23 protein-coding genes, 1 tRNA gene and 3 pseudogenes are annotated in these 25,116 nt (G+C 60.8%); 12 read left to right on the forward strand and 15 right to left on the reverse strand.

The features are described 5' to 3' along the window. Positions 1–30: 30 nt before the first annotated feature. Complete coding sequence (gene rpsU, locus ACXAF5_RS17775; RefSeq protein WP_005614280.1) at positions 31–237, forward strand: 30S ribosomal protein S21; 207 nt, start codon at positions 31–33, stop codon at positions 235–237. Positions 238–413: 176 nt separating this feature from the next. Here rpsU and ppk2 read toward each other — a convergent pair whose 3' ends face one another. Continuing rightward, a complete protein-coding gene (gene ppk2, locus ACXAF5_RS17780; protein ID WP_239322537.1) occupies positions 414–1,331 on the reverse strand; it encodes a polyphosphate kinase 2 in 918 nt (305 codons plus the stop codon). Between the two features lie 218 nt (positions 1,332–1,549). Beyond that, entirely contained in the window at positions 1,550–2,011 is a 462-nt protein-coding gene (locus ACXAF5_RS17785; RefSeq protein ID WP_239322536.1) for an Lrp/AsnC family transcriptional regulator, read from the reverse strand. A gap of 139 nt (positions 2,012–2,150) precedes the next feature. Here ACXAF5_RS17785 and ald point away from each other — a divergent pair, with 139 nt between their 5' ends. Continuing rightward, positions 2,151–3,275: an alanine dehydrogenase gene (ald, locus tag ACXAF5_RS17790; RefSeq protein WP_474947599.1), complete on the forward strand. Its 1,125-nt coding sequence runs from the start codon at positions 2,151–2,153 to the stop codon at positions 3,273–3,275. A 252-nt stretch (positions 3,276–3,527) separates the two neighbouring features. Continuing rightward, positions 3,528–4,334 carry a mechanosensitive ion channel family protein gene (locus tag ACXAF5_RS17795; RefSeq protein WP_239322534.1) on the forward strand — a complete coding sequence of 269 codons (807 nt, stop codon included), beginning with the start codon at positions 3,528–3,530 and terminating at the stop codon, positions 4,332–4,334. A gap of 28 nt (positions 4,335–4,362) precedes the next feature. On the opposite strand, the gene ACXAF5_RS17800 is transcribed toward ACXAF5_RS17795, so the two are convergent. From ACXAF5_RS17800 to ACXAF5_RS17820, 5 genes are all read right to left on the reverse strand, one after another. After that, a complete protein-coding gene (locus ACXAF5_RS17800; protein WP_474947600.1) occupies positions 4,363–4,932 on the reverse strand; it encodes a hypothetical protein in 570 nt (189 codons plus the stop codon). Positions 4,933–5,081: 149 nt separating this feature from the next. Then, on the reverse strand, positions 5,082–5,705 hold the full coding sequence (locus ACXAF5_RS17805; protein WP_474947601.1) for a hypothetical protein: 624 nt from the start codon (positions 5,703–5,705) through the stop codon (positions 5,082–5,084). A gap of 37 nt (positions 5,706–5,742) precedes the next feature. Beyond that, positions 5,743–6,306: a GNAT family N-acetyltransferase gene (locus tag ACXAF5_RS17810; RefSeq protein ID WP_474947602.1), complete on the reverse strand. Its 564-nt coding sequence runs from the start codon at positions 6,304–6,306 to the stop codon at positions 5,743–5,745. Beyond that, positions 6,303–6,752, reverse strand: a complete 450-nt coding sequence (locus tag ACXAF5_RS17815; RefSeq protein ID WP_239322530.1) for a YtoQ family protein — start codon at positions 6,750–6,752, stop codon at positions 6,303–6,305. Before ACXAF5_RS17815 ends, ACXAF5_RS17810 begins: the two co-directional genes overlap by 4 nt. 82 nt (positions 6,753–6,834) lie before the next feature. Continuing rightward, positions 6,835–7,470, reverse strand: a complete 636-nt coding sequence (locus tag ACXAF5_RS17820) for a class I SAM-dependent methyltransferase (protein ID WP_474947603.1) — start codon at positions 7,468–7,470, stop codon at positions 6,835–6,837. 88 nt (positions 7,471–7,558) lie between these two features. Between ACXAF5_RS17820 and ACXAF5_RS17825 the strand changes: the two genes are divergently transcribed. After that, positions 7,559–8,449: a LysR family transcriptional regulator gene (locus tag ACXAF5_RS17825; RefSeq protein WP_474947604.1), complete on the forward strand. Its 891-nt coding sequence runs from the start codon at positions 7,559–7,561 to the stop codon at positions 8,447–8,449. A gap of 82 nt (positions 8,450–8,531) precedes the next feature. Here the strand turns inward: ACXAF5_RS17825 and pheT are convergent, their stop codons facing one another. The 3 genes from pheT to ACXAF5_RS17840 form a co-directional block, all read right to left on the reverse strand. Further along, complete coding sequence (gene pheT, locus ACXAF5_RS17830) at positions 8,532–10,928, reverse strand: phenylalanine--tRNA ligase subunit beta (RefSeq protein WP_474947605.1); 2,397 nt, start codon at positions 10,926–10,928, stop codon at positions 8,532–8,534. Positions 10,929–11,122: 194 nt separating this feature from the next. Then, the gene (locus ACXAF5_RS17835; RefSeq protein WP_305037469.1) at positions 11,123–11,785 is read right to left on the reverse strand and encodes a GntR family transcriptional regulator; all 663 of its coding nucleotides are present in this window, start codon (positions 11,783–11,785) and stop codon (positions 11,123–11,125) included. 32 nt (positions 11,786–11,817) lie between these two features. Then, positions 11,818–12,519, reverse strand: coding sequence for a M48 family metallopeptidase (locus ACXAF5_RS17840; protein WP_474947606.1), 702 nt, complete (start codon positions 12,517–12,519; stop codon positions 11,818–11,820). A 109-nt stretch (positions 12,520–12,628) separates the two neighbouring features. Between ACXAF5_RS17840 and ACXAF5_RS17845 the strand changes: the two genes are divergently transcribed. The 6 genes and pseudogenes from ACXAF5_RS17845 to ACXAF5_RS17870 all read left to right on the forward strand — a co-directional run bounded on the left by ACXAF5_RS17845 (position 12,629) and on the right by ACXAF5_RS17870 (position 17,207). Beyond that, positions 12,629–12,955, forward strand: a complete 327-nt coding sequence (locus ACXAF5_RS17845) for a TIGR02300 family protein (RefSeq protein WP_474947607.1) — start codon at positions 12,629–12,631, stop codon at positions 12,953–12,955. 540 nt (positions 12,956–13,495) lie between these two features. Further along, positions 13,496–13,571, forward strand: a tRNA-Ala gene (locus ACXAF5_RS17850). A 170-nt stretch (positions 13,572–13,741) separates the two neighbouring features. Beyond that, complete coding sequence (locus ACXAF5_RS17855) at positions 13,742–14,281, forward strand: AAA family ATPase (protein ID WP_474947608.1); 540 nt, start codon at positions 13,742–13,744, stop codon at positions 14,279–14,281. Between the two features lie 529 nt (positions 14,282–14,810). Beyond that, positions 14,811–15,783: pseudogene (locus ACXAF5_RS17860) on the forward strand (IS5 family transposase). A 65-nt stretch (positions 15,784–15,848) separates the two neighbouring features. Next, a pseudogene (locus tag ACXAF5_RS17865) lies at positions 15,849–16,085 on the forward strand (transposase); the annotation flags it as partial. Positions 16,086–16,178: 93 nt separating this feature from the next. Further along, positions 16,179–17,207, forward strand: a pseudogene (locus ACXAF5_RS17870) (IS110 family RNA-guided transposase). 326 nt (positions 17,208–17,533) lie between these two features. On the opposite strand, the gene ACXAF5_RS17875 reads toward ACXAF5_RS17870, so the two are convergent. From ACXAF5_RS17875 to ACXAF5_RS17890, 4 genes are read right to left on the reverse strand one after another with little or no spacing between them, the layout of a single operon-like run. Further along, positions 17,534–19,135, reverse strand: a complete 1,602-nt coding sequence (locus tag ACXAF5_RS17875; protein WP_474947609.1) for an ABC transporter ATP-binding protein — start codon at positions 19,133–19,135, stop codon at positions 17,534–17,536. Between the two features lie 58 nt (positions 19,136–19,193). Next, positions 19,194–20,300 carry an ABC transporter permease gene (locus ACXAF5_RS17880; RefSeq protein WP_239365764.1) on the reverse strand — a complete coding sequence of 369 codons (1,107 nt, stop codon included), beginning with the start codon at positions 20,298–20,300 and terminating at the stop codon, positions 19,194–19,196. A 4-nt stretch (positions 20,301–20,304) separates the two neighbouring features. After that, the gene (locus ACXAF5_RS17885; protein ID WP_239322504.1) at positions 20,305–21,393 is read right to left on the reverse strand and encodes a microcin C ABC transporter permease YejB; all 1,089 of its coding nucleotides are present in this window, start codon (positions 21,391–21,393) and stop codon (positions 20,305–20,307) included. 7 nt (positions 21,394–21,400) lie between these two features. Beyond that, a complete protein-coding gene (locus tag ACXAF5_RS17890; protein ID WP_474947610.1) occupies positions 21,401–23,341 on the reverse strand; it encodes an extracellular solute-binding protein in 1,941 nt (646 codons plus the stop codon). Here ACXAF5_RS17890 and ACXAF5_RS17895 point away from each other — a divergent pair. Beyond that, complete coding sequence (locus tag ACXAF5_RS17895; RefSeq protein WP_474947859.1) at positions 23,256–23,567, forward strand: hypothetical protein; 312 nt, start codon at positions 23,256–23,258, stop codon at positions 23,565–23,567. The two genes, ACXAF5_RS17890 and ACXAF5_RS17895, sit on opposite strands and share 86 nt — an antisense overlap. Positions 23,568–23,657: 90 nt before the next feature. Here the strand turns inward: ACXAF5_RS17895 and ACXAF5_RS17900 are convergent, their stop codons facing one another. After that, entirely contained in the window at positions 23,658–24,158 is a 501-nt protein-coding gene (locus ACXAF5_RS17900) for a c-type cytochrome (RefSeq protein ID WP_474947611.1), read from the reverse strand. 120 nt (positions 24,159–24,278) lie between these two features. Between ACXAF5_RS17900 and ACXAF5_RS17905 the strand changes: the two genes are divergently transcribed. Next, complete coding sequence (locus ACXAF5_RS17905) at positions 24,279–25,109, forward strand: prephenate dehydratase (RefSeq protein ID WP_474947612.1); 831 nt, start codon at positions 24,279–24,281, stop codon at positions 25,107–25,109. The last annotated feature ends 7 nt before the right edge of the window (positions 25,110–25,116 follow it).

A 25,116-nucleotide genomic window follows, 5' to 3' on the forward strand; every position in this document is an offset into this window, starting at 1 on the left:
AACTCAACTTAGAAAGGTGGTGAAAACCACATGCAGGTTAGTGTTCGCGACAACAACGTCGATCAGGCGCTCCGTGCCCTGAAGAAGAAGCTGCAGCGCGAAGGCGTCTTCCGCGAAATGAAGCTCAAGCAACATTTCGAGAAGCCCTCCGAGAAAAAAGCGCGCGAGAAAGCTGAAGCTATCCGCCGTGCCCGCAAGCTGGCACGCAAAAAAGCACAGCGCGAAGGTCTCCTCTAAGACCCCTCGCCCGTTTCCAGTCTCTTCTGGATACTGTTTAAGACTTAAACCCCCGAGGCATCCGCTCCGGGGGTTTCACTTTGTCGGCCTCGTAGTCTGCCTGCTCCCTCTGCCTGCTGCCTGCTCGGCCCAATCGGTCGGAACAGGGGGCCGCCCCCCCTGTCACAGCGTCGGGATCAGTAGATCTTCGGCACGTATAATTCGTCCGGCAGCACCCGGCGTTCGTAGCTCGGGTTGTATTCCCGATCCGGCAGCGTGACCTTCTCGCTTGGAACATCGTGATACGGGATCTTGGTCAACAGGTGCTCGATGCAGTTGAGGCGTTCACGCTTCTTGTCGTTGCCTTCGACAATGTACCAGGGCGCTTCTTCGATATTGGTGCGGAAGAACATGTCTTCCTTGGCCTTGGTGTACTGCTCCCAGCGGATACGACTTTCCAGATCCATCGGAGACAGTTTCCACTGTTTCATCGGATCATGGATGCGCATGAGGAATCGCAACTGCTGTTCTTCGTCGGTGATCGAGAACCAGTATTTCAGCAGGATGATACCGGACCGGACCAGCATGCGTTCAAATTCCGGAACGTCCTGAAAGAACTGTTCCACCTGATCGTCATTGGCAAAGCCCATGACACGCTCGACCCCGGCCCGGTTGTACCAGGAGCGGTCGAACAGCACGATCTCGCCCGCGGCCGGCAGATGCGGCACATAGCGCTGGAAATACCACTGGCTCTGCTCGCGACGGCTGGGCGCGGGCAGCGCCACGACCCGGGCGACACGCGGGTTCAGGCGCTGGGTGATCCGCTTGATAACGCCCCCCTTACCGGCGCTGTCGCGGCCCTCGAACAGGATGCAGACCTTGGCGCCGGTGTGCTGCACCCAGTCCTGCACCTTGATCAGCTCCGCCTGCAGCCGCAGCAGGTTGCGGAAATAAACCTTGCGGTCCAGCATTTCCGGATGCTGGGCGCGATAGATCTTGCGAAGCTCCATGGACAGCATGGGCTCGGCAAATTCGATTTCGAAATCCTCGTCCAGCGTGTCCTGCAGCTCGGCTTCCAGCCACTCGAAGGAGGTATTTTCCTGATCGCTGCTCACACTGTGTCTCCTTAGTCTTGCTATAGCGTTGTACCACCGCATAGCGGCGTCATGTGATCCTTTGGTGTCAAATGGCGGCATGTCGGTCGAAAATCGCCCGTCTCCGCCTGAATTTCTCGCCCGCGCGATCATTGTGCCTCCGGATCAGGCCACGTGGTAGATCCATGTCGGCGGGCACGATGATTTTACGGTCCCCGACCGCTAATGCGCAGCCTGCGTCAATTGATCGGCAGCGCCGTGGTCTTGAACACCGTTCGCAGCGCAAAGCTCGATTGCATCTGCGCGACCCCGGGCAACCGGGTCAGATGTTGGCGGTGGATGCGGGCAAAGTCATCCGTGTTCTCCGCCACCACCTTGAGGATATAGTCTGCCGTTCCGGCCATCAGGTGACACTCCAGCACATCCGGAATGCGTGCCACCGCCTTCTCAAAGGCCTCCAGCACTTCATCAGCCTGGGTTTGCAGGGTAATCTCCACAAACACCGTGGTCGGCACCCCCAGCTTGCGTGCGTCCAGCAACGCAACATAATTGCGAATATAGCCGTCGCTCTCCAGACGCTGCACCCGCCGGTGACAGGCCGACGCCGAGAGGTTCACGGCCTCGCTCAACTCCGCGTTCGAGATCCGGCCCTGCTTTTGCAGCACCTCGAGGATTCGACGATCCACCTGATCTAACGCCAAATGACCCACCTATTCTTGCGTAGGATTGAGTTCTATTCGAAGATCCTTCGAAAGTCGAGTTTTCAAACTGCTGAAAAAAGCAGCACATTTGAAACCGAACCTGCGACACTCTGTCCCAAAGGGAACGGAGGAGAGACCCATGAAAATCGGATGCCCCACGGAAATCAAACCCCAGGAATTCCGCGTCGGCATGACACCCGACGCCGCGCGCGAGGCCGTCAGCCATGGCCATCAGGTCATGATCCAGTCCGGTGCGGGACTGGGGGCCGGCTTTCCGGATGCGGATTACACCGCCGCCGGTGCGACGATCATCGACAGCGCCGAAGAGATCTTTGCCAGTGCCGACATGATCGTCAAGGTAAAGGAGCCCCAGGCGGTCGAACGCAAGATGCTGCGCGAGGGGCAGCTTCTGTTCACCTATCTGCACCTGGCTCCGGACCCGGAGCAGACCCACGACCTGCTGGCCTCCGGCTGCACCGCCATCGCCTATGAGACCGTGACCGATGACCGCGGCGGCCTGCCGCTGCTGGCGCCGATGTCGGAGGTCGCCGGTCGGCTGGCGCCACAGGTGGGCGCCTACACGCTGCAAAAGGCCAATGGCGGACGCGGTGTCCTGATGGGCGGCGTACCAGGTGTCGCCCCGGCGAAGGTCGTCGTGGTGGGCGGGGGCGTTGTCGGCACCCATGCGGCCAAGATCGCTGCCGGCATGGGCGCCGACGTGACCGTTCTGGATCGCTCGCTGCCGCGCCTGAAGTATCTCGATGATGTGTTCGGCACCACGTTCAAGAACCGCTATTCCACCGCTGGCGCCACCGCGGAGCTGATCCGGGAGGCCGATATGGTCATCGGTGCGGTGCTGATCCCCGGCGCCGCAGCGCCCAAGCTGGTGTCGCGTGCGGATCTTTCCGACATGCAACCGGGCGCGGTTCTGGTCGATGTCGCCATTGATCAGGGCGGCTGCTTTGAGACGTCTCGCGCCACCACCCATGCCGACCCGATCTATGAGGTCGATGGCATCATGCACTATTGCGTCGCCAACATGCCCGGCGCGGTGGCCCGCACCTCGACCCAGGCGCTTGGCAACGCCACGCTCCCCTTCCTGCTGGCATTGGCCGACAAGGGGTGGAAACAGGCCTGCGCCGACGATCCGCATCTGCTGAACGGGTTGAACGTGCACGCGGGCAAGCTGACCTACTATGCCGTGGGCAAGGCGCTTGGCCTTGACGTTCTGTCGCCGACGCTTGCCCTGCGCGACGCCGCCTGACCCGGCCGAGTGACGCGGCGTCCTGACATCGGCGCCGCGTCGCCCTGCCCGGACCCCGCGCGTTTTGTGTGACACGCGGCACAATTTCCCCGTGCCGCGTGTCAAAAACCTCTCGATTCTCCCCACCCTCCTGACGCAAGAAGGACAGGAGCAGCGGCTGCGATCCGCGCCGCCGCACAGATGACGGCCCCGCACAGCCGCCGGATCCTTGTTCGGCCCATTGCGGGGTGAACAGAAAACGTGGGGACTGACATGGAAGAATTCATCGAACAGGCTGGTGCGATGTGGCCGCTGGTGGTCAGTGGCATCAAGGCACTGGTGGTGCTGGTACTCGGCTGGATAGCCGCAGGTCTGATTTCAAGCGCGGTACGCAGCCGCATCAACAAGACACCGCAAATTGACGAGACGCTGGGCAACTTCGTCGCCAGCATGGTGCGCTGGGTGCTGCTGGCAATCGTTCTGGTCGCCGTGCTTGGCGTCTTTGGCATCGAGGCCACCAGCCTGGTGGCCATGCTCGGGGCAGCCACTCTCGCCATCGGTCTTGCGCTTCAGGGCACGCTGAGTGATCTGGCGGCCGGTTTCATGCTGATCCTGTTTCGGCCCTACAAGCTCGGCCAGTTTGTCGACATCGGCGGCACTGCCGGGACGGTGAAGGACCTGAACCTGTTTGTGACGGAGCTGGTCACCCCTGACAACGTGCAGATCATCGTTCCCAATGGTCAGGCCTGGGGCGCCATCATCACCAATTACTCCGCGCATGACACCCGCCGCCTCGATATCACCTATGGCATCGACTACGGCGACGACATCGAAAAGGCCAAGGGCATTATCCTGCGCCTGGCCGAGGCCGACGGACGCGTGCTTGCAAACCCGGAACCCTGGGTGCGCGTGACCAACCTTGGTGACAGCTCGGTCGACATTTCCACCCGCCTCTGGTGCACGGCGGGCGATTATTGGGAACTGAAGTGGGCGATGATCCAAGGCGTGAAAGAAGCCTTTGACGCAGAAGGCATCTCCATTCCCTATCCCCACAGCGTGGAAATCCAGAAAGAAGGCTGAAACCGGCCCCGGCCCTAGGGTCAGGACCCTAGCGGCTGAACGCGGCTCCCGGCCCTCGGGTCGGGGGCCAGGTACCCGCTCCAAACCCGGTCGTTTCCCCCTGATCCCTGGGGGCGGCCTTGGGGCGCTCCGCGATGAGCGGTGCAGTTCCGAACCGCAGGGTCTGCCCGTCATGCGCCTGAAAGGCCCAGCGCGCCAACATGAATTGCAGACTTCGGCGTTCCTGCCCGTTTTCATCCACCAGCATCCGGGCCCGCCATGCCCCTTCGCATTGCACCTGCAACTGGATGTCATTCACATCGCGCATTTTGACACCACGAATGGCGTCCATGTGATGTGCCTGGGCATACATATATCGAAGCTGGTTATAGATGGCCTCGAAGTGGGGCCGCCGCCGTCCGGCAAAGACAACTGACACCTCGCAGCCGTCCGCATTGAAACCTCGGGTGGTGCAATCACCCCGAGATGTGGTGCCAAAAACCGGAACCAGCGCCAGTTGCACCTGAATCACACCGCCTTTGAACAGGCCGCTATCCTCGTATTCCGGGGACACGGGAGTTTGCGCACGACGGTCGATTCTGGATGTGGGAGGCATCATGTTTTCAGCAGCAATTCCATTGTCATTACGAGAGACCCGCCGTGACGGTGCCCCTGCACATATAGTGGATTTCAAATCTTAAGAATCCATGGCGCTCACCGTGTTACAAAGGCGTCGAAACACGCTCGCCGCGGTATGCGATGCGCCGTTCAGATAGCGCCGGTATCGCTGCTGCGGTTGCCATAAAGCGCCTGCTTGCCGCTGGTGATCGTCTCGCCGTTGCGGTCCAGAAACCCCCAGCGGGCCGCGAGAAACTGCAACACCCGAATATCCTCGCCGGTATTGCTGCGTTCGAACCGCACCCGCCAGGCGCCTTCGATCTGCGCGGGCAGGCGAATGCTGTTGACCGGAGGCGGGTCCTTGCGGCGCCGTTGAGCCGAATAATTCGCCTCCGTCAGCAGGCGGCGCAGCTCTTCGTGCAGCGGCCCAAATTCCTTGATCCGCCGCCCAGCAAAAATGACAGAAATCTCTTCGCTTTCACTGACGTAGCCGCGCACCGAAATATCGCCGCGCGCCGTCTTGCCGATCACTGGAACCAAGGTCAGCGCAACCTGTGTCAAACCGCGCTTAAACAAACCGCGGTCTTCGGTTTCCGGTGTAACTTCGAACCGGGATCTACGGCGATCTGTTTTATTCGTGTCGGACATAGAACCACTTGAATTGTCTGAAATGGAATGCGCTCTCGCGGCGGCGTCACTCTCACTTAACAAGCCCACCGTTAAAAAACAGTTCAGGTGCATATTTTCAGCGCAAATCCAACGCGCGACATTCAACCGGTGGATGTGCCTTTGAGATCAGACCCCTACCGGTTCACCGGGGGATATCACGCTGCATCACCAGGGTAGGTTTTTCGTTGTAGAGCGCCGAGTCCGACACCGTGTGATAGCCCAGTTTGACCGCGACCTTCTGCGACACCTTATGGTCGGGATCGAAGATGCAGCAGGTGCGCGCCCATTTGGTCTGCGCCTCGGCCCAGTGATGGATACACCGCACCGCCTCTGTGGCGATACCACGCCCGTGTACCGCAGGTGACAAGACCCAACCGGCTTCTGGCACCGCGCCAAGGTCTGGCGCGATCATCCGTTTGTAGTCGGCAAACCCCACATCGCCCGCATAGACCCCGGTGTCGCGCAGGATCACCGCCCAGTAGCCGAAACCCAATGCCTGCCAATGGCCGATGTAGCGCAGGAGCCGCGACCAGCTTGCCTCGGCGGTCGACGGCACGCCACTGATGTAGCGCACCACCTCCGGATCTGCCCACATCGCGGCGAGATCGTCAAAATCCTCGATGCCGTGCGGACGCAGAATCAGCCGTTCCGTTTCCAGAATCGGGGGCCCGCCCGCGGCAACAGATGCCGCCGACCCGGCGCTCATTCGGGCAATGCCCCGGTCAGCACATAGGTTAGGATCTCGACCACCTGACGTGGCTCTTCGGCCACGGCGAGCGCCGCCGCATGAACTTCCTTCAGGGCGTGCTGATGCTCGGGCGGGTTCAGCACAATGATCGACTTGCCCAGCGCCGCTGCATAGCCCGCATCAAAGGCCGCATTCCATTGCTTGTATTTTTCACCAAAGCGGACCACGACGACGTCGGCTTCTTCAATGCCCTTGCGGGTGCGGATCGCATTCAGCTTCGCCCCCTTGTGGTCATGCCAGAACTTGCTGTCCTCAGCCCCGAGGATCGCCACACCGCAATCGTCGGACGCATCGTGATCTGTCACCGGGCTGTCGAAACGCAGGTTCAGATCCCGCGCACCTTCGATGATCTGCTCGCGCCAATCGGTGTGGATTTCGCCGGAAAGGTAAACGGATAGGGTCATGGTCGGTCCTCCTGCCGCGCCCCGGTCGGGGCCATGGGTTCGCGCCAAGACCTACCCGCTCCACCAGGAGAGGCCAACCCCGTCAGCGCTTGCGCGCCACCACAAAGTGATTGGGCGGATCCGCCGGGTAGTTGCCGGTTTCGATGATGTCGAAGCCCGCCGCTTCGATCCGCGCCTGCCAGTCGGCGACGGTCATGAAATGCACGACCTCAGGCGCCTTGCCCACCAGTTGCATCAGTGGGATCAATCCACGCATCAGGATGCGCTTGAACGCGCTGCGGGTGTCTTTCAGGCAGATCGTCTTTGAAATGAACAACCCGCCCGGACGCAGACGCATCGCGGCCGCGTGCAAGCTGTCGTCCTGCGCAGCGAGCAAGTGGAAAAGGTTGAAGGCGAGCACCACATCAAACGGGCCCTCCGGCGCGGTCAAGGGCTCTGCCACCTCAAGCTGGAGGTTGGTGACACCCGCCTCCAACGCCCGCCGCGCGCCAATATCAATCATCGCCTGCGACAGATCGGTCGCAATGATCTGCGCCACATGCGGCGCCAGCGTTACGGCTGTAGAGCCGGTCCCGCAGCCCAGTTCCAAGGCCACCTGATCGCCATCCAGATACTGCGCCACACGATCCAGCGTCTTTTGATAGGCCGCAGCATCGGCCACCGGGCGCGCGGCATAGGACTGTGCGATCCGGTTCCAGAACTGAGCATCCGCAGTCATCATTTTTTCTCCACCATTTCCCGAACCATACTCATGCAAAGAACCGGCAGGAATTGCGAAAATTCGCAGGAGATATATACAAATATGCATGATCATGCCGCCACCGACCGACTGGAACCATATCCGTGCTTTCCTCACCACCGCAGAGACGGGGTCCCTGTCGGCCGCGGCGCGGCGTCTCGGACTGACGCAGCCGACGCTTTCGCGCCAGGTGGCGATGCTGGAGAGCGAACTTGGCCTGATGCTGTTCGAACGGGTCGGACGCAGGCTGGTGCTGACGCAAGCGGGGCAACAATTGCTCAACCACAGCCGCCGCATGGGAGAAGCCGCCGCCGCCATGAGCTTTGCCGCCAGCGGTCAGGCTCAGGCGATCGAGGGCACGGTGCGCATCACCGCCAGCGACATGCTATCATCCTACCTGCTGCCGACAGTGTTGCAGAAACTGCGCCACCTGGCTCCGAACCTGCGGTTGGACCTGATTGCGACCAATGACATCCGCGACCTGATGAAACGGGAGGCGGACATAGCGATCCGCCACGTCCGACCGGAACAACCGGATCTGATTGCGCAACATGTGCTTGAAGGCACAGCCCGCTTTTACGCTGCGACCCGGTATCTTGATCGGCGCGGCCGCCCCGACACCGCCGAAGATCTCGCGGCCCATGATTTTGTCGGTTTTGGCGATGTGGACCGCATGATCGCGCATTTTCACGACTTCGGCCTGCGGTTGCAGCCGGGACAATTCAAGGTCAACTCGCAGAACGGGCTTGTGGCCTGGGATCTGGTGCGCAGCGGGTTCGGCATCGCGCCGATGTATGACAAGATCGCCCAGCAAACGCCTGACATCGAACGGGTCATGCACTGGGTTGAGCCGGTGCGTTTTCCGTTCTGGCTCACCACCCATCGCGAGCTGCACACCAGCAAGAAAATCCGCCTGGTCTTCGATCTCCTCGCGGACACCCTGCGCATGGAGGGCTGACCGGCACCTGTCGGAGCAGAAAAAAACGCGCCCCGTTTCCAGGACGCGTCTGCATTACAGGCCGGCGCCGCAAGGGCCCGGGTCAGCCGCGCAGGGTACCGCCGGTGGCCTTGGTCACCTTGGCAATGATCTTTTCGCTCACGGCCTCGATGTCCTTCTCGGTCAATGTCTTGTCCATCGGCTGCAAGCGCACGGTTATGGCCAGGGATTTCTTGCCTTCCCCCAGCGCACCGCCGATGAACTCGTCAAAGACACGCACCTCTTCGATCAGCGCCTTGTCGGCCCCACCGGCCGCATTGACCAGCGACAACGCCTCGACCTCCGCATCAACCACAAAGGCAAAATCGCGCTCGACCGCCTGAAGATCGCTGATCGCGAGCGCGCTGCGGCTGGCCCCGGATTTGCGCGGCAGCGGGATTTCATCGGGATAGATGGTAAAGGCCACAGCGCTGCCCTTGACGCCCAGCGCCTCTAGCACCTTGGGGTGCAGTTCCCCAAAGACACCCAGCGTCTTCTTCGGGCCAAGGCAGATCCGGCCATGGCGGCCCGGATGCCACCAGCCATCCCCGTCGCGCAGGATCTGTACCTTCGCGGGGGCGCCGATGGCCGCGAGCACGCCTTCGGCATCTGCCTTGGCGTCGTAGACATCCCAATTGCGCGAGGCGCCGTGTACATCTTTCGGCCCGTTGCGATTGACCAGCAAACCCGAGACCTGAATACGCTCCTCGCCCGGCTCGCCGCCGGTGAATGCAGGCCCCACCTCGAACAGAGACACGTCAGCAAAGCCGCGCGCCTGATTGCGCGCCGCGGCCTGCAACAGCCCCGGCAGCAGGTCCGGACGCAGATGCGACATTTCCGAGGAGATCGGGTTGGCCAGCATGGTCGCGTCCGTTCCGCCGCCGAACAGCGCCGCTGCCGCCTTGTCGATAAAGGTGTAGCTCACCACCTCGTTATAACCGAGCGCGGCAGCGGTGCGGCGTGCCATTTGCAAACGGCGCTGCTGCGGGGTCATCACCGGCGCCGGGATACCGGCGGTCAGGCGCGGCAGGGGCTTTCCCTCAAGCTTGGTCAGCGACGCGATACGCGCCACCTCTTCGACCAGATCGGCCTCGCCCTGAACGTCGGGGCGCCAGCTTGGCACATGTGCCAGATTCCCCTCGAGACGGAAGCCAAGGCGCGTCAGGGTCTGGCGCTGTTCGCTTTCGGGGATGTCCATACCAACAAGGGACTGCACCCGCTCGGCGTTCAGACGGTAGGCGCGGGAATGGTCCGGCACATCCCCCGCAGAAACCACATGCGACGCCTCACCTCCACACAGATCCAGGATCATCTGGGTGGCACGCTCCAACCCTTCGTAGGTGTATTCAGGATCAACGCCACGCTCGAAGCGGTAGCGGGCGTCGGAATTGATCTTCAGCGCACGTCCGGTGGTTGCGATCTGGACATGATCCCAGAACGCGCTTTCCAGGAAGACATCCACTGTTTCCTCGGTGCAGCCGGTTTCCTCGCCACCCATGATGCCCGCGACGCTTTCCGGACCGTTGTCATCGGAGATCACCATCATCCCGGGCGCAAAGCGATAGGTCTTCTCGTCCAGCGCCAGCAGCTCCTCGCCGCCCGCCGCACGGTGAATGCGCAGATTGCCGGCGACCTTGGCCGCGTCAAAGACATGCAGGGGACGGTTCTGATCGAAGGTGAAGAAATTGGTGATGTCCACCAGCGCCGAAATGGGACGCAGCCCGATGGCGTTCAGACGGTCCTGCAACCATTTCGGCGAGGGGCCGTTCTTCACACCGCGGATCAGCCGGCCCGTGAATAGGGGGCAGCCATCCAGCGTGTCCTCGTCAATAGTGACCTTGATCGGGCTGTCGAACTGACCTTCGACCGGCGCATAGTCCCGGGTTTTCAGCGTCCCCAAACCGCGCGCGGCCAGATCGCGGGCGATCCCGTAGACGCCCAGCGCATCCGGGCGGTTGGGCGTGATCGCGATTTCGATCATGGGGTCCACCTTGGCGGGATCGTTCTGCGCCAGCCAGTCCACCAGCTTTTCGCCCACCTCGCCCGAGGGCAACTCGACAATGCCGTCGTGATCCTCGCCCAGCGTCAGCTCCTTCCAGGAGGCCATCATGCCATGGCTTTCGACGCCGCGGATCTTGCCCACTGAGAGGGTGAAATCCAGCCCGGGCACATAGTCACCCGGCTTGCAGAGCACCACGGTAATGCCTTCGCGCGCATTGGGCGCACCGCACACGATCTGCTTTTCGCCCTCATCGGTCATCACCCGGCAGACGCGCAGGCGGTCCGCATCCGGATGTTGTTCCGCGCCGACCACTTTGGCCAGGGTAAAGGCCCCGAGAGCGTCGGCAGGGTTCACGACCTCCTCGACCTCCAGCCCGAGGTCGGTCAGGGTCTCGGTGATCTCCTCGACGGTTGCATCGGTGTCGAGGTGGTCCTTGAGCCAGGAGAGAGTGAATTTCATCGGTCAGCGCCCTTTGGCAAAGTCATCAGGTTTGACCATGGCAATGACAAAGAATGCCCCGGGGTTCAAGCCTTGGCAGATCCAGACGCCCCCGGCGCGGCAAACTGCGGCGCGAATGCCGCCTTGGCCTCTCCTCACAAAGGCAGAATGACGTCCACGACGTGTGCACATGGCGCAACAAAGCCGCCCGCCCCTTAGCCGGCCAGCAGGCGCAACCCCTGCGTCACATCGGTACGCACCGCCAGACGCAGCCCTGGCTCGTCGCCCGCCTTCAACGCCGCGATAATAAGCTTGTGATTATGCGGCGGCTCGGTCCGGCCCAGCCGACCATACAGCGCCCGCATGGTCGGCCCCAGTTGCAGCCAGACCGTCTCTGCCATCGCCAGCATCGCAGGCGCCTGCGCCCGCAGGTAAAGCGTGCGGTGGAATTCAAGGTTGGTGCGAATATACCCCACCGCATCGCGTTTGGAGATCTTCTCGGCCACGGTGCCGTTGATCGCCTGCAACCGGTCGATCAGCGCCATATGGGCGCGCGGCAGGGCGCGAGAGGCAAGCTCAACCTCGATCAGGGCGCGCAGAGCTGCAAGTTCCTCGATCCGCTCGTTCGAGAGCTCCGGCGTCGAGACCCGCCCCGAGGACGACAGAAACAGCGCGCCTTCGGCCACCAACCGCCGCACCGACTCGCGTGCGGGCGTCATCGACACGTCGTAGTCCTTGCCAATTCCGCGCAGCGTCAGGGCTTCGCCCGGGCTTATTTCGCCGTGCATGATGCGGGTACGAAGCGCCCGATAAACGCGATCATGGGCCGAGCCTGTGTTCTCGGCAGTGGGTCGATTGCCCGTCAGCAGCTTGTCCATGGCGCGGTATGTGATCACAAAACCGGTGAAGATCAATCCTTTTCGGAGATATCTTCGAAACGATAGCGGTGCAGGGCATTGCCATCGCTCTGCAACCAGCGGCGTGGCGCAGCGTAGTCACCATATAGATCCTCGACCACCGACCAGAACGCGGGCGAGTGGTTCATCTCCTGCAAATGCGCCACCTCATGGGCCGCCACATAGGTCAGGACGTCCGGCGGCGCGAGGATCAGCCGCCAGGAGTACATCAGCCCTCCGGCCGCGGAACATGATCCCCAGCGTGACCGGGTATCGCGCAGGCTCAGGCTACAATAGGACCGACCCAATTGGGCCGCGTATCTGTCGGATGCCGCCGCAAGTCGATCCCGGGCAAGTTCCTTCAGGTATCGCTCCAGCCGGCGCGCCGGTGCCGACCCAGGCACGATCAGGGCCTCGCCGCGCTGCTCGACCCTGCGGCCCGCACCGATGCGGATATCCAGCTCCCGCCCCTCTACCGGCAGTCGTATCCCCGCCCGCACCGCAACCGGCTTTGGCTGCCGGGCGAGATGGCTGCGGATCCAGTCTTCCTTCTCCAGCAGAAACGCGCGGCCCTCCCGTTCGGACACCCGCGTGGGCAAGGTCAGCGTCACCCGCCCGTCGAGCGAGGAAATCCGGAGCGATAACCGCCGCGCCCGGGCCGAGCGGCGCAGTATGACCCGGACATCCGGATCGCCGGGCAGGCTCAGTTCTGGCATGACATCTCCCCACGCAGGCATGGCCGCAAAGGCTTTGACAGGGTCTGTCGCTTATGGCAAGGCACCTGAATCGTCTTACCGACTCACGCTATTTTCATAGGGGACCCACATGCCCAAGGAAGAATGGGGTACTAAACGTGTCTGCCCGACCACTGGCAAACGCTTTTACGACCTGAACAAGAACCCGATCGTCAGCCCCTACACGGGCGAGGTCGTGGAGATCGACACCGCCAAGAGCCGCATGATCGAAGCAGACGCGGAAGATGCGGCAAGCCTGAAGGCAAAACAGAACACCGACGGCGACGAGGCCGTGCTGGAAGATGACGACGACGCAGTCGACATGGACCTCGGTGACGATGTTCTTGAAGACGACGAAGAGGACAACGTGTCCCTCGATGAGATCGCGGATGTTGCCAACGAGGACGACGAGTCCTGAGGCGCCCGCACAGGGCCCCGCGCGATCGCTTGGCGGCGCGGGGCTGAAACCGGATCTCGGTTGCCCCCCTTACTCCGACTTTGAGCTGTTCTCCACGGTGTTGGCTGGACACGCCAGCACAGCAGAGCCTACCGCTTGGCGGTGCAGGTCACGCGCCGCTGAGCCCTTGCCCTCCCCCGAAACACCGGGGCCGTCGATACGGCCTGTCATCTCTGCGTCAGAGGTTGCCTCCTGCACAGGAGGCCACCGCGCAAAAGGCTCCGCCACTAAAAGATGCCGCATCGATTGAGAACGCACCCACGCCTCTCCGGCCGACACAGGTGCGCCTCACACAGCAGCCATCAATTACAAGCACCCGGCACCCGTCTTTCTGCTCCCTTACAGGTGTACGCCTCGCCTGCCCGCACCAAAGTTTTCACGCTGATCTGACAGGGGAATCTAAAAAATCCGCGTCCGGCGACATTTTCCGCTTGCAGCCAAATCTCTCCTCCCTTAAACGACCTCTCACACCGCAGGGGCGATGCCCAAGCGGAGTTGGAAGGGGCCTTAGCTCAGCTGGGAGAGCGCCTGCATGGCATGCAGGAGGTCAGCGGTTCGATCCCGCTAGGCTCCACCAACCCTTCCTGTTGAAAAGCACCAGATAGTTCTGCCTTTTTCGTCAGAGGATTTGCCTCTGTCGCGCAGCCAGGTGCTATTTTCCCTACGAAAATCCATGCTGCCTTGATCCGCGCCTTTCGGAGAGTCGATCGCTCGCAGCCCCTACCCTGTCAAAACCGAGGATGGCCCATGAGCGACCATTTCTTCGTCGTGACGGGCGGCCCCGGTGCGGGCAAGACCAGCCTGATCACCGAGCTCTCTCGCCGCAGCTTCCACACAACCCCCGAATCCGGCCGCGCGATCATCCGTGAGGAGATGGCCAGCGGCGGAGACGCCCTCCCCTGGGCCGACCGCATGGCCTATGCCGAACGGATGCTTGAGCGCGACCTCCGCGCCTACGAGGACGCTCAGGCACTCTCAGGCCCCGTGATCTTCGACCGGGGCATTCCCGACATCATGGGCTACCTGACCCTCTGCGGCCTCCTCGTATCGCCCCACGTCGCCGCAGCAGCCAAGGCAGCCCACTACAACCGTCGCGTCTTCCTCGCGCCGTTCTGGGATGAGATCTTCACGCAAGACAGCGAACGCAAGCAGACTCGCGCCGAAGCCGAAGCGACCTGTGCCGTCATGCGCGAGACCTACACCGCCCTCGGATACGAAATCACGGAGCTGCCGCGCGCCGACATTGTAACACGCGCCGACTTTGTCTGTAAGCAACTGGCAAATTGACCGTCATCTCTAGTTGCCGTGGCGAAACTGCTGAAGCAGACAAACCGCATGGTCCCTCCGGCCTCCCGCTGCCCGACACTCACGGCTCCAATGCCGACATCCGCCTTGCCATTCAGATGCCGCGGCGCGGCCCATCGATCCGGGCATTCGCGGCAACCGCGAAGCGAACAAGCGAACGAATCTATAATTCACAGCAAACAACGACTTTCACTGTTATTGCGCTTGCCTCAGCCCCTAATTAACTCAAACATTTTGGTTGGCTTGTAGCTTCATGCTCCCCTGGCTTTCAGTCTCGATGACCTAGGAGACGGTTCGGCTCCATTGGCGGCCAGTCAACCGACTCAAAGTTCTCAAGTGCGCGCGCACCATAGTCCGGCTCGACGGTCTCCGCTCAAGCGATCAAACCACTGACATGGTAAAAGATACCGGACACGGTAGTTTTCCTTGAAGCTGCGTGCACAGACGGGCTTTGTTGCACAGTTCCTTCCCTGGAATTCATCTCAACAGTCCAGCGTGATACCTGGTATGTATGAGCAGTTGGGCCGCTACGAAATACGAGACCACGAACTGGTCGTCCTACAATGATGCAATTAAGCAGCGCGGATCGCTATCTATCTGGTTTGATCCGGAGATGGTTTGGACGCCGCCGCCCAGCGGCAAGCGCGGTCGGCAGCGAAGCTTCAGCGATGCGGCGATCCAGACTTGCCTCACGATGAAGGTGCGTTTGGTATACCGTTGAGACAGAAGACGGGTTTCGGTCAGAGCCTCCTGCGGCTGGTTGGGCTGGATTGGGCTGTGCCAGATTACAGCACGTTTTGCCGCCGCCAGAAGACGCTGAATGTAAGCCTGCCGTGTCGAGGCGGTACCGGCCCGCTCATTCTCCTGATCGATAGTACCGGCATCAAGGCCGAGGGTGAAGGCGAGTGGAGTGCGGAGGATCAGAAAACAGTCTGGGAGACTGTTTTCCAGACAAACGCGCAAGCATGGCGGTCCGAAACGCCGGATTTGGCGCAAGACACACATCGGTATTGATGAATGAACGCTGGAAGTGCGCGCCGTGGAGGTCACAAGCAGCAATGTCGGTGATGCGTCAATGCTGCCCGAACTGTTGGGTCACCCCCCCCCGACCAGACAATCGGATCAGTGACTGCCAACGGAGCATACGACACACGCAAATGCCACGAGGCCGTTGCCGTCCGGGATGCACATGCTGTGACCCCGCCGCGCAGGAACGCCAAGCCCTGGAAGCCCACCAGTGCAGGCGCTATCACACGCAAAGAAGCAGTGCGTGCGTCTCGTTACCTGGGGTGTGCCTGTGGCGAAAGCGGTCAGGATACCACCGCCGAAGCCGCGTCGAGAGCAAAATGCACTGCGTGAAACTGATGGGTCAAAGGCTCATGGCGCGGGACTTCGATAGACAGGTCGCGGAAATCCAAATCCGCATCGCCGTGCTCAACCGCTACACAGCCCTCAGCATACCTGTCACCGGGCCCATAGGCTAAATCCGCCCGGGGAAAGGGGAAGCACGCCCATAAACCGGTTTGTGCAACAAAGCCACGCCGACTAGTTCCGCGAAGCCCTGCAAAATAGAGGGACACGCGCCTGTACCCCCGGTCGGAAGCAGCGCAAAACATCGCTAAAGCATCACAAGCGTCGCTAGAAACACCGCAACCACACCGGCATAATGCTTGACCGGCTCAAAGATCGACGACGTGTCGCAACCAGATACTACCGGTGCCCCAAAACTCTCTCCTCCGCCATCGCACTCGTAGCGCTTGTTATTTTCTGTTTTGAGATGCTGTAACGGGGCCTGCGTCGCGCGCTGCCCGTTATCGCTTGCAAGCTGACAGATCAGCTGCCGACCTTCCCGTATTGGATCCATATGGAGGACTATGGGATGAGACTATTTGTCGGATTGGACGTGTCGTTGGCCAAGACTGCGATCTGCGTGATCAGCGAGCACGGCAAGATCATCGATGAGGCCGAAGCCGCGAGCGAGCCCGAGGTTCTGGTACGCAGGTTGGGTGATCTGGATGGTAGCATTGCCGCGATTGGACTGGAGGCTGGGCCATTGTCGCAATGGCTTCACCGTGGACTGACAGAAGCGGGGTTGGTTACAGTGCTCATGGAAACGCGCCAGGTGAAAGGTGCGTTGAAGGCAATGCCTATCAAGACGGATCGGCGGGATGCTGAGGGCATCGCGCGCCTGCTTCATCTCGGCTGGTTCCGCCCGGTTCACTGCAAATCCGCCTCGGCTCAAGAAACTCGGGCTGTTCTCGGCGCTCGGAAAGCCATTCAACAGAACATGATCGCGCTGGAGATGTCCCTGCGAGGACTGCTGCGTAACTTCGGTCTCAAGGTGGGCGCAATCTCTCGCGGCAGGTTCGAGACCCGCATTCGGGAGTTGGCGGATGGCAATCCCATGCTGGAAACGGCAACAACGCCGATGCTTCGTGCCAGAGCGACCTTGCGTCTGGAACTCGCAGCCCTTGAGAAGCAGGTGCGCCAGCTCGCTCAGGACGACCCGGTTTGCCGCCGACTGATGACGATGCCCGGGATCGGAGCGGTGGTGGCATTGACCTTCCGTGCAGCCGTTGATGATCCGGCGCGCTTCAGGTCTTCCAAGAGGATCGGTCGTTGGGCCGGCCTGACGCCCTCGCGTAACCAGTCCGGCGAGCGTGATGTCTCGGGCGGCATTACAAAAGCCGGAGACGTCAACCTGAGACGGGCCCTGTGCCAGGCCGCAACCGTCATGATGAACCGTGGACGATCAACATGGCTGAGAACATGGGGGGCACAGCTCGCGTAACGTCGTGGCCGAAAAATTGCGATGGTTGCACTGGCACGTCGTATCGCTGTCATCCTCCATCGGATTTGGGTTGATGGCACCGTCTTCGAACCGGACGTGGCGCCACAAATGGCCTGATCGGTTGTTCCGCCACCCGCTGCCTGTTTAATCGCAGGCCTTCGAGGTCCCGCAGGGACGTGGTTCCGACGATGCCGCGGTCTGGACTGTCGCCGACATCTGTCAAGCACGCCTATGAGATGGGCACGTCGGAATTACATCGAACCAGCATCATGTTGGCAGCCACCACACTGACCACGAACCGAAGCATGTACCCGAGGGGCCTTTGCCGAAAGCCGCGAGAGAAAGCAGTGCCGACACGACGAAGCAAAAGCACCGCTCTGGCGGATCATTCTGCTTGCCCGAAACATGTTGACTGAACCGACCCCGTTACCGAAGTCCTGAGCCTACGGGTGACCGTCCAATGTGACGGCGGAGAGTAGATGTCGCGTGTAGTCCTGTTTCGGCTTGGTAAACACCTCATCCGCGGGGCCATGTTCGACAATGTCGCCCGCCTTCATCACCAGGATCTCATGCGACATGGCGCGTACGACATTGAGATCGTGGCTGATGAAGAGATAGGCCAGCCCGTAGCGGGCCTGCAGGTCGCGCAGCAGGTCAACGATCTGCACTTGAACCGTCATATCAAGCGCCGATGTGGGCTCGTCCAGCACCACCAGTTTCGGGCGGAGTACCATGGCGCGGGCAATCGCAATGCGCTGGCGTTGTCCGCCGGAAAACTCATGCGGGTAGCGGTCCATTGCGGCGGGGTCGAGGCCGACCTCCTCCATCACTTCCGCCACCAGTTCGCGTGGTTTGCGGTGTTGGTCGACCTCGTGGATGGCCAGGCCTTCGGCAATGATCTGCTGACAGGTCATCCGCGGCGACAGCGAGCCAAAGGGGTCCTGAAACACGATCTGCATGTCCTTGCGCAGGCGGCGCAACTCACGCGTCGACCACTTGCGAAGGTCCTGACCCTGAAAACGCACTTCGCCCTCGGAGGCGATCAGACGCATGATCGCCAGCGCCATCGTGGTTTTGCCAGAACCGGATTCCCCGACGATGCCAAGGGTTTCGCCGGCGCGCACAGAAAGCGACATCGGGTTCACGGCCTTCACATGGCCAACCGTGCGTTTGAGCAGGCCGCGCTGGATCGGGAACCAGACCTTGAGGTCGTTTGCCGCGACAAGCTCATCTGCATTCTCAGGGACCGGCCCCGGTCTGCCGGATGGCTCAGCCGCCAGCAGCTTCTGCGTGTAGGGGTGTTTGGGATCGGCAAACAGCTCTGCCGTGGGGCCCTCTTCGACGATCTCGCCGGATTTCATCACGCAGACCCGATCAGCGATGCGGCGCACGATCGACAGATCATGGGTGATGAACAAAAGCCCCATGTCTTCGCTTGATTTCAGATCCGCAAGAAGGTCGAGGATCTGCGCCTGAATGGTCACATCAAGCGCCGTGGTGGGCTCGTCCGCAATCAGCACATCGGGCTTGTTGGCAAGCGCCATCGCGATCATCACCCGCTGACGTTGCCCACCCGAGAGCTGATGTGGGTAAGCGCCAAGTCGGGTTTCGGCGTCGCGGATACCGACCTTGTTCAACAGGTCCAGAATGCGCCCGCGCGCATCTTCGCCCATCACGCCCTGATGCAGAGCAAGCGCCTCGCCCAGCTGTTTTTCAATGGTGTGCAACGGGTTGAGCGAGGTCATCGGCTCCTGGAAGATGAAGGAGATATCGTTGCCGCGCACCCGTCGCAGGGTGCGTTCATCCGCGCCGATCATTTCCTGCCCATCATAGGTGACGGAGCCGGAGACCTGTGCGCTGTCGCCCAGCAATTGGACCGTGGACAATGCGGAGACCGATTTGCCGGACCCCGACTCGCCCACCAGCGCAACCGTTTCGCCGCGCGACACCGTGAAGGACACGCCCTTCACCGCCTCGGTGAGCTGACCATCTTGGCGAAAGGCAACGCGAAGGTCCTTGACCTGAAGAATGGGGGCTTGCGTCATTGCGGCTGCCCACCCCGGCGAGAGGTCGCGCGTTTTTCAATCCTCATGTCTGCATGGCTCATGAAAAGGTCTTTCTCGGGTCAAACGCGTCCCGCACGCCTTCAAAGATGAAGACCAGAAGCGAGAGCATGATTGCAAAGGTAAAGAAGGCGGTGAAGGCAAGCCACGGTGCCTGCAGGTTCTGTTTGGCTTGTAGGGTCATCTCACCCAGCGATGGCGCCGAAGACGGCAGGCCAAAGCCGAGGAAATCAAGGCTCGCCAAGGTGCCAATGGTACCGGTCACGATGAACGGCAGCATAGTGAGTGTCGCCACCATCGCATTGGGCAGCATATGGCGGAACATGATGGTGACGTTGCCCACGCCAAGCGCCTTGGCTGCGCGTACATATTCGAGGTTGCGCGCCCGCAGAAACTCTGCGCGCACCACGCCTACAAGCGCCGTCCAGCTGAACAGGATCATCAAAAACACCAGGAGCCAGAAACTGCGCCCTAAGATCGCAAACATGATGATGATGACATACAGCGATGGCGTTGCGGACCAGATCTCGATCACGCGCTGGAAGATCAGATCGATCCAGCCGCCAAAGAACCCCTGCACAGCGCCCGCGACAATTCCGATCAGGCTTGCGGCGATCGTGACCACAAGAGTGAAGACGATCGAGAGCCGAAAGCCATAAATGACGCGCGCCAGCACGTCGCGTTTGGTGTCATCGGTACCCAACCAGTTCTGCCCGTTGGGCGGCAGCGGCGCGGCCCCGGAGCGATCCACTGGCGTGTCAAAGCTGTAGGGGATCGGCGGCCAGAGCGACCAGCCTTCGACAAAATCCTCTCCCGCATAGGTGCCCGCGTCAATCTCGGCAATGATGCCATCCGGATCGTCGAAACAATCCAGACTGCCGCCGGAAGCGATCAGGCATTTCACTTCCGGGTCGCGATAGACGGCCTCGGTCTGGAAATCCCCCCCAAAGGCGGTCTCCGGATAGAAGTTCCAGATCGGAGTAAAATACTCGCCGCGATAGTTCACCAGGATCGGTTTGTCGTTGGCCAATACATCCGCAAACAGCGACAGGCCAAACAGAACCAAAAAGATCCTGAGCGACCAGAGGGCCCGGCGGTTGCGCTTGAAGTTGTTCCAGCGACGTTGGTTCAGCGGAGACAGTGCCATCAGATCACCCCTCCCGCTTTTCAAAATCGATGCGCGGATCGACCAGCACATACATGATGTCAGACAAGATCCCCACCACTAGGCCCATCAGCCCGAAGATGAAAAGTGTTCCAAAAACAATAGGGTAGTCGCGTGCCACTGCGGCCTCAAACCCGAGCCGCCCCAGTCCGTCCAGCGAGAAGATCGTCTCAATGATCAGGCTGCCGGTGAAGAAGATCGAGATAAACACGCCCGGAAACCCTGCAATCACGATCAGCATCGCATTGCGGAACACATGCCCATAGAGCACCCGGTTCTCAGTAAGCCCCTTGGCCCGCGCGGTCATCACATACTGTTTCTTGATCTCATCCAGAAAGGAGTTCTTGGTCAGCAGGGTCAGCGTCGCAAAGGCCGAAATGGTCGATGCCACCACCGGCAAGGTGATGTGCCAGAAATAATCGCCGATTTTGCCCAGAAGGCTCAGCTCTTCCCAATTTTCGGATGTGAGACCTCGCAGCGGGAAAATCTGCCAGTATGAGCCCCCGGCCAAGAGCACCAGCAACAGGATCGCAAACAGGAAGCCCGGGATTGCATAGGCCGCGATGATCACGCCACTGGTCCAACTGTCAAAGCTGCTGCCATCGCGCAGCGCCTTCTTCACCCCAAGCGGGATCGAGATCATATAGGCGATCAGCGTCGACCACAGGCCAAGCGAGATCGACACCGGCATTTTCTCCAGCACCAGATCGATCACGCCTATGTTGCGGAAGTAGCTCTCGCCAAAATCGAGCCGCATATAGTTCCACATCATGTTGAGGAACCGCTCCAGCGGCGGTTTGTCAAAGCCGAACTCCCGCTCCAGCTCTTCGATGAACTCGGGCGGCAGGCCGCGCGCGCCGGCATACTGGCTCTCGGCTTGGCCCACGGTTTCAGCGCCGCCATCGTTTGTGGCACCGGCAAAGCCGCCAAAGACGTCGCCGCCGCCTTCAAGACGGGCAATCATCTGTTCGACCGGCCCACCGGGAACGAATTGCACCAGCGCGAAATTCACCACCATGATCCCGATCAGGGTCGGGATCACCAGCAAGAGGCGCCGTAGAATATAGTTGAGCATCGGGGACTTACCTCAGCGCGCCTGCATCGCGCAGCGCCTTGGCCTTGTCCTCGTTATACCACCAGAAGTCCAGATACCCGAGGCTGTAGGGTGGGATTTCCGCCGGGTGTTCGTATTGGTCGTAATAGGCCGCCCAATGGTTGGGGTTGTACCACAGCGGGATCATGATGAACTCATGCCGCAAGGCGCGGTCGAGCGCGGTCATGATTGCAACTTCTTCCTCGCGGGTTTCTGCCCGCAGAGATTTTGCGATGATCTCATCCACCAGCGGCGACGCCAGCCCGGCCGGGTTGAACAGCGAATAGGCCGAGGCCTCGGACCCGAACCGCTGCTCCAACCCCGTCCCGGTGCCAAGGAAGGTCGTGTAGCGGTCGACAACCAGATCGTAGTCCCGATCCCGCTCGCGGCTGGTGTATTGCGCGGTATCGACAACCTCGAAATTGACGGCGACGCCAAGGTTATCAAGGTTGTCGACAAAATTCTCCATCACGCCGCGTGTTGTGGGCGAAGAGGAGGAGGAGAACAGGAAATCGAGTTCGAACGGCGCACCATCAGGGGTAACCCGCTTGCCGTCGCTGCCCACGACATAGCCCGCCTCCTCCAGAAGCGCAGCTGCCTTGCGCGCATTCCGGCGATCAAACAGTCGGGCCGGATCAGATGTTGCCGGAACATAGACCTCTTCGTTCAGCATCTCTGGCGGGACCAGATCACCAAGGCTTTTCAGGAAGTCCCGCTCCGCGCCTTCGGGGGTGCCCGTCGCCATCAAGGGCGAGTTCTGGGTGAAGGACGCCCGACGTTCGAACAGCCCGTAGAGCAGGCTTTCATTGGACCACTCAAAATTGAACGCCAAGGCCAGCGCCTCGCGGACACGGCGGTCCTGAAGCTTGGGGGATGCCAGATTGAACACAATGCCGGAGGCCGCGGGCGGTGCACCATTGGGCAGTTCTTCGAGCTTTACAGCGCCGCTCTCGACCTTGGGGAAGTCATAGCCGCTGGCCCATTTCTTGCTGTCGCCCTCGGCACGGAATGTGTACTCGCCCGCCTTGAACGCCTCAAAGGCGGCGGTGTCATCGGCAAAGATCTCGACCCGAAGCGCATCAAAGTTATGCCGCCCCTGATTGATCGGCAGGTCCTTGCCCCAGTAATCGGGATTGCGTTTCAGGACGATGCGGCGCGACAGATCGATTTCGTCGATCACATAGGGGCCAGAGCCCGGAGGCCCCTCGATCCAGTTCTCGTTGAGTTTCTGACCGGTTTCTTCGAACCATTTCTTCGACCAGGCAGGCACCCCGCCCACCTGTTCGACCAGGCTGCGGCGGGACACGCCGTCGGCAAAATAGAATTTGATGGTGTGGTCATCGATGACTTCGACCTTGGGGATCAGCTTCCGCACAAAATCGGCGTAGGACTGCAACCCCTGATCCAGCAGCAGATTGTGGCTGAACGCGATGTCATGCGCCGTGACCGGAGTGCCATCAGAGAACCGTGCTTCGGGCCGCATATGGAAAATGACCCAGCTCTTGTCTTCCGGATATTCCACGGTTTTGCACAGCAGGCAGTAGGACTGGCCATATTTGTCCGCAGGCGCGCCGTCCGCAAGCAGGCTTTCGTAGGGGTAGACGGAAAAGGCATGCGCGCGCCCCTTGCCGGAATAGGGATTCATACTGTCCAGCGTGCCGATGAAGGGCACGGACAGCTCCCCTCCCTTGGGCGCATCCGGGTTCACGTAATCGAAGTGCTCGAAATCAGCCGGGTAGTCCAGATTCCCATAGAAGGAATATCCGTGGCTGGTGGTCACATTACCGTCCTCTGCGCCCTGCGCTGCAAGGACGGAAGCCAGCAGAGCAGCGGAGGACAACAGCATGGCGCTGGCAAAGGATCTGGGCCTGGACACGATGGGGGAAATTGCAGCCACCTTTGCCATCACACGCGTGCGTCTGTTCGTCATCTGCCTAAACCCTTCTTATCCGACACAATCCCGAACCGCCGCGCCTCTGTCGGGCGGTCACCGGTGTCTTTTTCTGCTGCCTTCGAAGCTAAATGTCGGAGCCTGTTGTTTTCAAGCCGAGATTGCCGCCTCGCGCCGAATTGACAACCGATCCCCGCAGATCCGGGGGGCCGGAGTGCCCCACGCCGGGCAAAAGTACAAAATCAGGGCGCTGGATGCTGGATGATCGCAGAACAGCACCACATATGCCAAAGGGCCGCAGCGCAGGCTGCGGCCCTTTGTGAATGGTTCGGGAATGATCGGGGGACTGGGCCGATCAGTTGCCGAGGCTTTCCAGATAGGCAATCAGGTCCACACGATCATCGACCTTTTTCAGACCCGCAAACGACATGGTGGTGCCGGAAGCATAGGCAGAGGGTTTGGTCAGGAATGCGTTCAACTCCTCCTGCGTCCAAGCGCCCTCAAGAGAGGTCAGAGCACCGGAGTAGGCAAAACCACCCACCGACGCGATATCGCGACCAACCACGCCATCGAGATGGGGACCGGTTGCATCGGTCCCATCAACCTTGTGGCAGGCGGTACATTTGCGGAAGACCTTGGCGCCTTTGTCCACGTCGGCCTCGGCCATCAACGTGGCAAAATCCACCTCGGGCTCATCGCTTGCGCCACCGGCGTCGGCCACTTCGATGACATAGGACGCTTCGCCGTGTGCATCGACATGGTAAAGTTCCTCAGCAACCCATTTGCCCAGAAGGAAAACAAGGAACGCACCGCAGAAACCTGCGGTCGCTTTGGTGAGTGTCATCGTGTCAAACATGATAGCGAGTCCATTTCAGCTGTCTTGCAGGCTGTCTAAGGCTTCCCCTATCAACTGGCAAGGTATAGACACCGCGACTAAACGACCATTTCCCCAAGTTTTTGCAAAGATGACGCAGCTATGACCCAAAAAATCGCAATCCAGGGCGAACTCGGCTCCTACAGCCATGAGGCGTGCCGCAACAAGCGCCCCGACATGGAGGTGCTGCCCTGCCGCGGTTTTGAGGATGCGATCGAGGCGGTCCGGTCCGGCGCAGCCGAGCTTGCAATGCTGCCGGTGGAGAACACGACCTATGGGCGGGTGGCCGATATTCACCGGCTGCTGCCCCATTCCGGGCTGAAGATCATCGACGAGGCCTTTGTCCGGGTGCATATCAATCTGCTGGGGGTGCCGGGCGCGACGCTTGCAGATGTGAAAGAGGCCCATTCGCATCTGGTGCTACTGCCGCAATGCGCCAGCTTCCTGCGCACGCATGACATCCGGGGCCGCGTCAGCCCCGACAATGCCCGCGCTGCGCGCGAAGTCGCCGAACGCGGCGACATCACGCACGCAGCCCTGGCCTCGGAACTGGCAGGCGAGATCTACGGGCTGAATACGCTGGCGCGCCACATCGAGGATCAGGGCAACAACACCACCCGTTTCCTGACCATGGCACGCGAACCGGATCTGAGCCGACGCGGCGACAACGGCATGATCACCAGCTTTGTCTTTCAGGTGCGCAACATCCCCGCCGCGCTTTACAAGGCGATGGGGGGCTTTGCCACCAATGGCGTCAACATGACCAAGCTGGAGAGCTACATGGTCAACGGCTCTTTCACCGCGACGCAATTCTATGCGGATATCGACGGCCACCCGGAAGATCACAATGTGCGTCTCGCGATGGATGAACTGGCCTATTTCACCACCAACGTCGAGATTCTCGGCGTGTACCCTGCGGATCGCAAGCGCTGAGCACTGG

The organism is Epibacterium sp. ABV4_022 (genome assembly GCF_056159345.1).

Excerpts from the sequence above, each read along its gene's own strand:
- ACXAF5_RS17845 (WP_474947607.1), top strand. The coding sequence starts at position 12,629 with ATGCCCAAGGAAGAATGGGGTACTAAACGTGTCTGCCCGACCACTGGC.
- ACXAF5_RS17900 (WP_474947611.1), bottom strand. The coding sequence starts at position 24,158 with ATGTTTGACACGATGACACTCACCAAAGCGACCGCAGGTTTCTGCGGT.
- ACXAF5_RS17840 (WP_474947606.1), bottom strand. The coding sequence starts at position 12,519 with ATGCCAGAACTGAGCCTGCCCGGCGATCCGGATGTCCGGGTCATACTG.
- ACXAF5_RS17855 (WP_474947608.1), top strand. The coding sequence starts at position 13,742 with ATGAGCGACCATTTCTTCGTCGTGACGGGCGGCCCCGGTGCGGGCAAG.
- ACXAF5_RS17820 (WP_474947603.1), bottom strand. The coding sequence starts at position 7,470 with ATGACTGCGGATGCTCAGTTCTGGAACCGGATCGCACAGTCCTATGCC.
- ACXAF5_RS17880 (WP_239365764.1), bottom strand. The coding sequence starts at position 20,300 with ATGGCACTGTCTCCGCTGAACCAACGTCGCTGGAACAACTTCAAGCGC.
- ACXAF5_RS17815 (WP_239322530.1), bottom strand. The coding sequence starts at position 6,752 with ATGACCCTATCCGTTTACCTTTCCGGCGAAATCCACACCGATTGGCGC.
- ACXAF5_RS17795 (WP_239322534.1), top strand. The coding sequence starts at position 3,528 with ATGGAAGAATTCATCGAACAGGCTGGTGCGATGTGGCCGCTGGTGGTC.
- ald (WP_474947599.1), top strand. The coding sequence starts at position 2,151 with ATGAAAATCGGATGCCCCACGGAAATCAAACCCCAGGAATTCCGCGTC.
- ACXAF5_RS17875 (WP_474947609.1), bottom strand. The coding sequence starts at position 19,135 with ATGACGCAAGCCCCCATTCTTCAGGTCAAGGACCTTCGCGTTGCCTTT.
- ACXAF5_RS17895 (WP_474947859.1), top strand. The coding sequence starts at position 23,256 with ATGGCGCTGGCAAAGGATCTGGGCCTGGACACGATGGGGGAAATTGCA.
- ACXAF5_RS17885 (WP_239322504.1), bottom strand. The coding sequence starts at position 21,393 with ATGCTCAACTATATTCTACGGCGCCTCTTGCTGGTGATCCCGACCCTG.
- ACXAF5_RS17825 (WP_474947604.1), top strand. The coding sequence starts at position 7,559 with ATGATCATGCCGCCACCGACCGACTGGAACCATATCCGTGCTTTCCTC.
- ACXAF5_RS17905 (WP_474947612.1), top strand. The coding sequence starts at position 24,279 with ATGACCCAAAAAATCGCAATCCAGGGCGAACTCGGCTCCTACAGCCAT.
- ACXAF5_RS17890 (WP_474947610.1), bottom strand. The coding sequence starts at position 23,341 with ATGACGAACAGACGCACGCGTGTGATGGCAAAGGTGGCTGCAATTTCC.
- pheT (WP_474947605.1), bottom strand. The coding sequence starts at position 10,928 with ATGAAATTCACTCTCTCCTGGCTCAAGGACCACCTCGACACCGATGCA.
- rpsU (WP_005614280.1), top strand. The coding sequence starts at position 31 with ATGCAGGTTAGTGTTCGCGACAACAACGTCGATCAGGCGCTCCGTGCC.
- ACXAF5_RS17810 (WP_474947602.1), bottom strand. The coding sequence starts at position 6,306 with ATGAGCGCCGGGTCGGCGGCATCTGTTGCCGCGGGCGGGCCCCCGATT.
- ACXAF5_RS17835 (WP_305037469.1), bottom strand. The coding sequence starts at position 11,785 with ATGGACAAGCTGCTGACGGGCAATCGACCCACTGCCGAGAACACAGGC.
- ACXAF5_RS17800 (WP_474947600.1), bottom strand. The coding sequence starts at position 4,932 with ATGATGCCTCCCACATCCAGAATCGACCGTCGTGCGCAAACTCCCGTG.